The organism is Acidibrevibacterium sp. (genome assembly GCF_049965395.1).
Lineage (GTDB): Bacteria > Pseudomonadota > Alphaproteobacteria > Acetobacterales > Acetobacteraceae > Acidibrevibacterium > Acidibrevibacterium fodinaquatile.
The window spans coordinates 52,627-60,589 of sequence record NZ_JBMFWJ010000017.1; the positions used below are offsets into that span (position 1 = coordinate 52,627).

6 protein-coding genes are annotated in these 7,963 nt (G+C 66.4%); 5 read left to right on the top strand and 1 reads right to left on the bottom strand.

Annotation, left to right across the window (positions count from 1 at the left end; translation table 11 throughout):
- The first annotated feature begins 16 nt into the window (after positions 1 to 16).
- The 5 genes from ACP5M5_RS07410 to ahcY all read left to right on the top strand — a co-directional run bounded on the left by ACP5M5_RS07410 (position 17) and on the right by ahcY (position 6,930).
- On the top strand, positions 17 to 2,935 hold the full coding sequence (locus ACP5M5_RS07410) for a bifunctional [glutamine synthetase] adenylyltransferase/[glutamine synthetase]-adenylyl-L-tyrosine phosphorylase (RefSeq protein ID WP_427936494.1): 2,919 nt from the start codon (positions 17 to 19) through the stop codon (positions 2,933 to 2,935).
- Positions 2,936 to 2,971: 36 nt separating this feature from the next.
- Entirely contained in the window at positions 2,972 to 3,436 is a 465-nt protein-coding gene (locus ACP5M5_RS07415; RefSeq protein WP_427936495.1) for a peroxiredoxin, read from the top strand.
- Between the two features lie 96 nt (positions 3,437 to 3,532).
- Entirely contained in the window at positions 3,533 to 4,072 is a 540-nt protein-coding gene (gene secB, locus ACP5M5_RS07420) for a protein-export chaperone SecB (RefSeq protein ID WP_427936496.1), read from the top strand.
- Between the two features lie 254 nt (positions 4,073 to 4,326).
- The gene (gene rho / locus ACP5M5_RS07425) at positions 4,327 to 5,601 is read left to right on the top strand and encodes a transcription termination factor Rho (protein WP_114911614.1); all 1,275 of its coding nucleotides are present in this window, start codon (positions 4,327 to 4,329) and stop codon (positions 5,599 to 5,601) included.
- 39 nt (positions 5,602 to 5,640) lie between these two features.
- Positions 5,641 to 6,930, top strand: a complete 1,290-nt coding sequence (gene ahcY, locus ACP5M5_RS07430) for an adenosylhomocysteinase (protein WP_427936497.1) — start codon at positions 5,641 to 5,643, stop codon at positions 6,928 to 6,930.
- A gap of 156 nt (positions 6,931 to 7,086) precedes the next feature.
- On the opposite strand, the gene ACP5M5_RS07435 is transcribed toward ahcY, so the two are convergent.
- Complete coding sequence (locus ACP5M5_RS07435; protein WP_427936498.1) at positions 7,087 to 7,821, bottom strand: response regulator transcription factor; 735 nt, start codon at positions 7,819 to 7,821, stop codon at positions 7,087 to 7,089.
- Positions 7,822 to 7,963: the final 142 nt, after the last annotated feature.

Below are 7,963 nucleotides of genomic sequence, written 5' to 3' on the forward strand. Positions count from 1 at the left end.
GCGACGCTCGCCAAAGATGACGCGCGCGATCGCCCCGATTTGGACCCGCCGGCGCCTGCCGCCGGCCGCCGATCCCGCTGCCGCCGCGCGGCTGATTGAGGAGATCGCCGGCTCGGGCCGGCCCTGGGCACGCTCGCCCGAAGGCGCCGCCCTGCTCGCCGCGATCGGCGGCAACAGCCCGTTTCTCGGCGATCTCGCCAGGGGCGAAACCGCGACGCTTGATGAGATTTTCGCCCATGGCCCGCGCCCGGCGCTGGCGGCGATCAATGCCGGGCTCGCTTCCTGCCCGCCGACCCTCGCCCGCGCCGAGATCGCGCGCCGTCTCAGAGTAGCGAAGCGGCGGGCCGCGCTGATCATCGCGCTTGCCGACATCGCCGGTGTCTTCCGGCTCGAAGACGTGACCGCAGCCCTCAGCCGCTTCGCCGAGAGAGCCCTTCGCCTTGCGACCGACCATCTGCTGGCCGACGCCGCGGCGAGCGGCGCCCTCCGTCTTCCCGATCGCGCCCATCCGGCGCGCGGCGCCGGCTTCGTTGTGCTCGCGCTTGGCAAGCTCGGCGGGCGCGAGCTGAATTATTCCAGTGATATCGATCTCGTCTTGCTGCATGATCCGGCCGCCCATCCCTACCACGAGGACGGGATCGGCGCACAGTTCACACGCATCGCACGGGCGCTGGTCGCGCTCATGCAAACGCGCGACGCCGATGGCTATGTGTTTCGCACCGATCTCCGACTCCGCCCCGATCCCTCGGCGACGCCGCCCTCGGTGAGCCTGCCCGCCGCAATCGCTTATTACGAGAGCCTGGGCCAGAGCTGGGAGCGGGCGGCGCTGCTCAAGGCGCGGCCGGTTGCCGGCGATCTTGCGCTCGGGCGGACCTTCCTCGCGGCGATCCGGCCCTTCATCTGGCGCCGCGGTGTCGATTTCGCCCTGATCCATGACATCGCCGCGATGCGCCGACGGATCGAGGCGGAACAGCGGCGGATGGGCGCGGGGGATCCGCTCGCTCGCCTGCTCGGCCATGATCTCAAGCTCGGCCAGGGCGGGATCCGGGAGATCGAATTCCTGGTCCAAGCGCTGCAACTGGTCTGGGGCGGGCGCGATCCGGGGCTGCGCGTGCCGGCGACGCTGCCTGCGCTCCGCCTCCTCTGCCGCGCCGGCCATCTCGCGCCCGAGAGTGCCCGCGCGCTTGCCGCCGCCTATCGTTTTCTTCGCCGCGCCGAGCATCGGCTACAGATGATCGCCGATCGCCAGACCCAGCGCCTGCCTGAGGACGAGGCGGAACTCCGGCGCTTTGCCCTGTTTCTCGGCTTCTCCACGACTCCGGCGTTTGTCGCGCGGCTTTCGCGCCATCTCGCGGCCGTCGCGCGGCATTACCGGGAGGTGTTCGAGGCCGTGCCGGCGGCGCCGGCGGCGCTCGATTTCAGCGGGCCGGAGCCGGCCCCGGCCACGCTGGCTTCCGTGCGGGAGATGGGGTTTGCGCGGCCGGAAGCGGTCGCGGCGGCGGTCGGCGGCTGGCTTTCCGGCCGGGTGCGGGCGCTGCGCTCGGAGCGGGCGCGGGAATTGCTCAGCGAGATCTTGCCGCAGCTGCTCGCCGCGTTCGGGGCGCAAGCCGATCCCGAAACCGCGTTCGCGCGCTTGCAGGCGTTTCTCGAGCGGCTTCCGGCTGGCGTGCAGCTTTTCTCGCTCTTTCAACACAACCCCGCGCTGATCGCGCGGATCGCGGCGATCCTCGGCGCCGCGCCGGCGCTCGCCGAGCATCTCGCCCGCGCCCCCGGCGCGATCGAAGGCTTGCTCGCCCCCGAGGCGCCGCCGCCGCCCGCGCGCATGTTCGCCGAGCGACTCGCCGATGCCGCTGATCTGGAAGTGGCGATCGCGATCATTCGCACCATCGTGCGGGAGGAGAATTTTCGCCTCTCGGTCGCGCTGATGGAGGGGCGCCTTGACGTCGACGCGGCTGGTGAGGCCCGCAGCGCGCTCGCTGACGCCGCGCTCTCGGCATTGCTTGCGCGGGTTCTCGCCGATCACGCGGCGCGTTTCGGGGCGCTTCCCGGCGGCGCGATGGCGGTGGTGGTGCTCGGCAAGGCCGGTTCACGCGAGATGATGGCGGGGTCGGATCTCGATCTGATGCTGATCTATGACCACCCCGAAAGCGTCAGCGAGAGTGAGGATCTCGCCGGGCGGCGGCGGATTCCCGCGGGGCAATGGTTCCTGCGCGCCGCGCAAAGTTTCATCGCCGCCGTCACCGCACCGGACGCTGATGGTCCGCTCTATGCCGTCGATATGCGGCTGCGCCCCTCGGGCAATAAGGGGCCGGTCGCGGTCGCGCTCGGCGCCTTCATCCGCTACCATGCGGAAACGGCGTGGACCTGGGAGCGAATGGCGCTGACCCGCGCCCGGGTGCTTGCCGCGGCGCCCGACTTCGGCGCGCGCGTGCAAGCGGCGATCGTCGCGGCGATCGCCGGCGCGGCGCCTGCGGCATTGGTGCGGGCGGACGCCGCCGCAATGCGCGCGCGCCTCGCCCGCGAGCATCCGCTGCCTGGGCCATGGGACGTGAAATACCGCGACGGCGGCCTGATCGAGGTCGAATTCATTGCCCAGGCGCTGCAAGTGATCGCGGCGCGCGACGACCCCGCCCTCATTCACCCGACGACGCGGATAGCACTGACCCGCCTCGCCGCGCGCGGCTGGCTCACGCCGGCGGAGGCGGAAACGCTGATCGCCGCTGACCGGCTGTTTCGGATCGTCCAGGAAATGCTCCGCATTACCATCGGGCCGCGGCAGGGCGCGGGGTTGGCGGCGGGGGCGTTGCCGCCGCTCGCCGCCAGCACCCTGTTGCGCGCCGCCGGTGCACTTGATATCGCGGCGCTTCACGCCACGTTGAACCAAACCATGGCCGATGTCCGAAGGCTTTTCATCCGTCATCTCGGCGCGCCGTGACGCGCCGGCGCTGCCATTGCCCGAAAGGAGAGAGACATGAGCCTCAAGGAGGGGGATAAAGCCCCCGATTTCGCCATGCCGGCTTCCGGCGGCCGCCATGTGAGCAGCAAGGCCCTCAAGGGGCGGCCCTTCGTGCTCTATTTTTATCCCAAGGCCGACACGCCGGGTTGCACCACCGAAGCCTGCGACTTTCAGGCGGGGCTCGGCCGGCTCGGCACGCTGCCGCTCGACGTCATTGGCGTGTCGCGCGATCCCATCAAGGCGATCGAGAAATTTGCGGCCAAATACGGGCTCGCTTTCCCGCTCGCCAGCGACGAGAGCGGCGCCGTCAGCGCAGCCTATGGCACCTGGGTCGAGAAATCGATGTATGGCAAGAAATACATGGGCATGGAGCGTGCGACCTTCCTGGTCGACGCGGGCGGCAAAATCGCCCGCATCTGGCGCAAGGTGCGGGTGCCGGGCCATGCCGAGGCGGTGCTGGCCGCGGCGAAAGCGCTTTGAGCATGGCCCTGGCCGTCGCCGCGCGATCATGCTAGGGCGGGGCCAGCCAGGGCGGGGCGAGAGCATCCCCTGCCCGCCCCGAGAATGGAGAGCACGATGTCCGAGAGGCTACCGCCTGGCCAGCCGAGCGCGAACGCGCCGCTGATCATCAACACGCAATACGTCAAGGATCTCTCGTTCGAGGTGCCGGGTGCGCCGCAGATCTTCGCGACGCTGCGCAGCCAGCCGCAGATCAATCTCGGGCTCGACGTCAAGGTGCAAAAGCTCGCGCCGGCGGAACAGAACGCTTTCGAGGTCACCCTCCATCTCCGCGCCGAGGCGTTCGATCCCGCGCAGGGCGGCGCGGCGGCGGCCGCGACGGCCGAGGAGGGCCGCAAGCCGGCGCCGATCTTCATCGCCGAACTCGCCTATGCCGGGGTTTTCACGTTGAACAACGTGCCGGAAAACGCGGTCGAGCCGGTGCTTCTCGTCGAGTGTCCGCGGCTCTTGTTTCCGTTTGCGCGCAACATCCTCGCCGATGTCACCCGCGAGGGCGGGTTTCCGCCGGTCCTGCTGCAACCGATCGATTTCGTCGCTCTCTGGCAGTCGCGCCGCGCTCAGACGGCGGCGGCGCAAGGGCAGGCCGGCAACGCGTGAGCGATGGCGCGGCGGCAACGGGCTTGAAACCGCCGCCGCGTGCCCCATCTCGCGGCTGACCCCCATCTCGCGGTTGACGTGGAAAAATGGGGCGGGTAGGATGGCGACCGTCTCAAGCGGCTAGCGGGAAGTTTGCCGCCGCTTTCGCCTTCTCCCATCCCCAGTCTGTGCCGGACATTTCCTCCGATCCGGCGCGCGGTGTGCATAACGGCGCCCGCGCCCTTTTCCCTCCCGAGATTTCCGAGGCTTCACCGATGCATCTCGCCGAACTCAAGGCAAAATCTCCCGCCGACCTTCTGAGCTTTGCCGAAAGCCTGCAAATCGAGAACGCCTCGTCACTGCGCAAGCAGGACATGATGTTCGCGATCCTCAAAACTCTCGCGGAAAACGATCAGGCGATCAGCGGCGAGGGGACACTGGAAATCCTTCCCGACGGTTTCGGCTTTCTGCGCAGCCCCGAGGCCAACTACCTTCCCGGCCCGGATGACATCTATGTCAGCCCGACCCAGGTGCGCCGGTTCGGCTTGCGCACCGGCGATTCGGTCGAGGGGCAGATCCGTGCCCCCAAGGAAGGTGAGCGCTATTTCTCGCTGCTCAAGCTCAACACCATCAATTTCGAGCCGCCCGAAGCGGTGCGCCACCGCATCAATTTCGACAATCTGACCCCGCTTTATCCGACCCAGCGCCTCAAGATGGAGACCGAGAATTTCCAGTCCGTCGCCAAGGCACCGGGCAAGGATTTCACGCCGCGGGTGATCGATCTCATCGCCCCGATCGGCAAGGGTCAGCGCGCCTTGATCGTCGCCCCGCCGCGCACCGGCAAGACGGTGATGCTGCAAAACATCGCGACCGCGATCGCCGCCAACCACCCCGAGATCTTCCTCATCGTGCTGCTGATCGACGAGCGCCCCGAGGAAGTGACCGATATGGCGCGGAGCGTCAAAGGCGAAGTCATTAGCTCGACCTTCGACGAACCGGCGACGCGCCACGTGCAGGTCACCGAAATGGTGCTCGAGAAAGCCAAGCGCCTGGTCGAGCACAAGCGCGACGTCGTCATCCTGCTCGATTCGATCACCCGCCTCGCCCGCGCTTATAACACCGTCGTCCCCTCCTCGGGCAAGGTGCTCACCGGCGGCGTCGATGCCAACGCGCTGCAACGGCCCAAGCGCTTCTTCGGTGCTGCGCGCAATATCGAGGAAGGGGGCAGCCTCACCATCATCGCGACCGCGCTCGTCGATACCGGCAGCCGCATGGATGAAGTGATTTTCGAGGAATTCAAAGGCACCGGCAATTCCGAGCTGATCCTCGACCGCAAACTCTCTGACAAGCGCTCCTTCCCGGCGATCGATATCACCAAATCCGGAACGCGCAAGGAGGAATTGCTGGTCGATAAGGGGACACTTTCGAAAATGTGGGTGCTGCGCCGCATCCTCAATCCGATGGGCACCGTCGATGCCATGGAATTCCTGTTGGACAAGCTGAAATACAGCAAGACCAATCAGGATTTCTTCGACGCCATGAACACCTGATCGCCGGCTTCACTGACGCGCCGCAAGAGGAAGATCTTCATGCCCGACTATAAGGTTAAAGACATTGCGCTCGCCGACTGGGGGCGCAAGGAAATCGCCATGGCCGAGGACGAGATGCCCGGCCTGATGGCGATCCGCGCCGAGTTCGGCAAAACCAAACCGCTCGCCGGCGCGCGCATCGTCGGCTGCCTACACATGACCATCCAGACCGCGGTGCTGATCGAGACGCTGACCGCGCTCGGCGCGAGCGTGCGCTGGTCGTCGTGCAATATCTTCTCGACACAGGACCACGCCGCCGCCGCCATCGCCGCCGCGGGCATTCCCGTATTCGCCTGGAAAGGCATGAACGAGGAGGAATTCTGGTGGTGCATCGAGCAGACGGTGCGCGGCCCCGATGGCTGGACGCCCAACCTCATCCTCGATGACGGCGGCGATCTCACCAAGCTCATGCACGAGAAGCACCGCGACCTGCTCGCCGCCGTGCGCGGGGTCTCGGAGGAGACCACCACCGGCGTGCATCGCCTGCGTGACATGGCGCGCGCCGGCACCCTCATGGTGCCGGCGATCAATGTCAATGACAGCGTCACCAAGTCGAAATTCGACAATCTCTATGGCTGCCGCGAGAGCCTCGTCGATGGAATCCGCCGCGGCACCGACGTGATGATGGCCGGCAAGATCGCCGTCGTCGCTGGCTTCGGCGATGTCGGCAAGGGCTCGGCCGCTAGTCTGCGCAACGCCGGCTGCCGGGTGATGGTGACGGAGATCGATCCGATCTGCGCGCTCCAGGCGGCGATGGAGGGCTATGAGGTCGTCACCATGGAGGAGGCGGCGCCGCGCGGCGACATCTTCGTCACCGCCACCGGCAATATCGACGTCATCACCATCGATCATATGCGGGCAATGAAACATCGTGCCATCGTCTGCAATATCGGCCATTTCGATTCGGAAATCCAGATCGAGGCGCTGCGCAACTACCGCTGGGAGAATGTCAAGCCACAGGTGGACGAGGTCGTTTTCCCCGATGGCAAGCGGCTCATCGTTCTGTCGGAGGGCAGGCTGGTCAATCTCGGCAACGCCACCGGCCATCCGAGCTTCGTCATGAGCGCGAGTTTCTCGAACCAAGTGCTCGCCCAGATCGAACTTTTTACCGCACCCGCCGGGCGCTATCAAAAGCAGGTCTATACCCTGCCCAAGCGGCTCGACGAGAAAGTCGCGGCGCTCCATCTCGGCAAGGTCGATGCGCATCTGACGAAACTCTCGCCGGCGCAGGCGAGCTATATCGGCGTCGCCGTCGAAGGGCCGTTCAAACACGACGATTATCGCTACTGAGGGTTTTCTTGGCCGGCGAGGCCTCGCCTCGCTGGCAAATCACTTTCCGCAGTGAAGGGAAGCGGTTCTTTTTTGAAAAAAAGAACCGAAAAACTTTTGTCTGTTGGGAGGGCAAAAGCAGGGTTTCATGGAACCCTGCGTGGAGAGGGAAATCTGCTATACGTCCATGGGCGGGCGCAGCATGAAGCCGGCGCCGCGGATGCTGTGCAGCATCGGCGCCTCGCCCGCGGCATCGAGCTTGCGGCGGAGCTTGCCGATATGGACATCGACGACATTGGTGTGCGGCAGAAAGCGATAGTGCCAGACATCCTCGAGCAGCATGCCCCGCGTCACCACTTGGCCGACATGGCGCATCAGATATTCGAGCAGCTTGAACTCGGTCGGCAGCAATTCAACCTCGCGCTCGCCGCGCCGCGCCGTGCGGCCGATGAGGTCGAGCACCAGCGGGCCGACCCGCAGCACGGTCTCCAACGAGGGCGGCGGACGGCGGAGCAGCGCCTCAATGCGGGCAGCGAGTTCGACGAACGCGAACGGCTTGACGAGATAATCATCACCGCCCGCTTTCAGCCCGGCGACCCGCTCATCGACCGCCCCGAGTGCGCTCAGAAGCAGGACCGGAGTGCGGATCCCGGCCGAGCGCAGCGCCTCGAGAACGGCGAGCCCATCGCGCTCGGGCAGCATGCGGTCGAGAATCAGCAGATCGAACCGGCCCTCGTGCGCCTGTGCCTGTCCGGCGAGGCCGGTTGCGACATGGCTCACCAGGTAGCCCCGGGCGCGGAGAACGGCGACGATCTCGGCCGCCAGTTCGAGATCATCCTCGACCAGCAATATGCTCGCCCTGGCCGTTTCTGGTTTGGCGTCGGCATCGGCCGCCATCGCTACCTCGTGCATGAACCCCATCCTTTCCACCGCCGCGACTGGGCACCGCGCCGCCGGCGTCTTACGGGTAAAATTGCGCAACTGCGTTCTTTTCTCCATTAAAAGGTGATTTAACCCGATGGCGAGCAACGCATTGGCAGCCTCCTCTCCGCCA

Bases quoted from the DNA above. Each gene is read 5' to 3' on its own strand.
- ACP5M5_RS07410 (WP_427936494.1), top strand. From the start codon at position 17: ATGACGCGCGCGATCGCCCCGATTTGGACCCGCCGGCGCCTGCCGCCG.
- ACP5M5_RS07415 (WP_427936495.1), top strand. From the start codon at position 2,972: ATGAGCCTCAAGGAGGGGGATAAAGCCCCCGATTTCGCCATGCCGGCT.
- secB (WP_427936496.1), top strand. From the start codon at position 3,533: ATGTCCGAGAGGCTACCGCCTGGCCAGCCGAGCGCGAACGCGCCGCTG.
- rho (WP_114911614.1), top strand. From the start codon at position 4,327: ATGCATCTCGCCGAACTCAAGGCAAAATCTCCCGCCGACCTTCTGAGC.
- ahcY (WP_427936497.1), top strand. From the start codon at position 5,641: ATGCCCGACTATAAGGTTAAAGACATTGCGCTCGCCGACTGGGGGCGC.
- ACP5M5_RS07435 (WP_427936498.1), bottom strand. From the start codon at position 7,821: ATGCACGAGGTAGCGATGGCGGCCGATGCCGACGCCAAACCAGAAACG.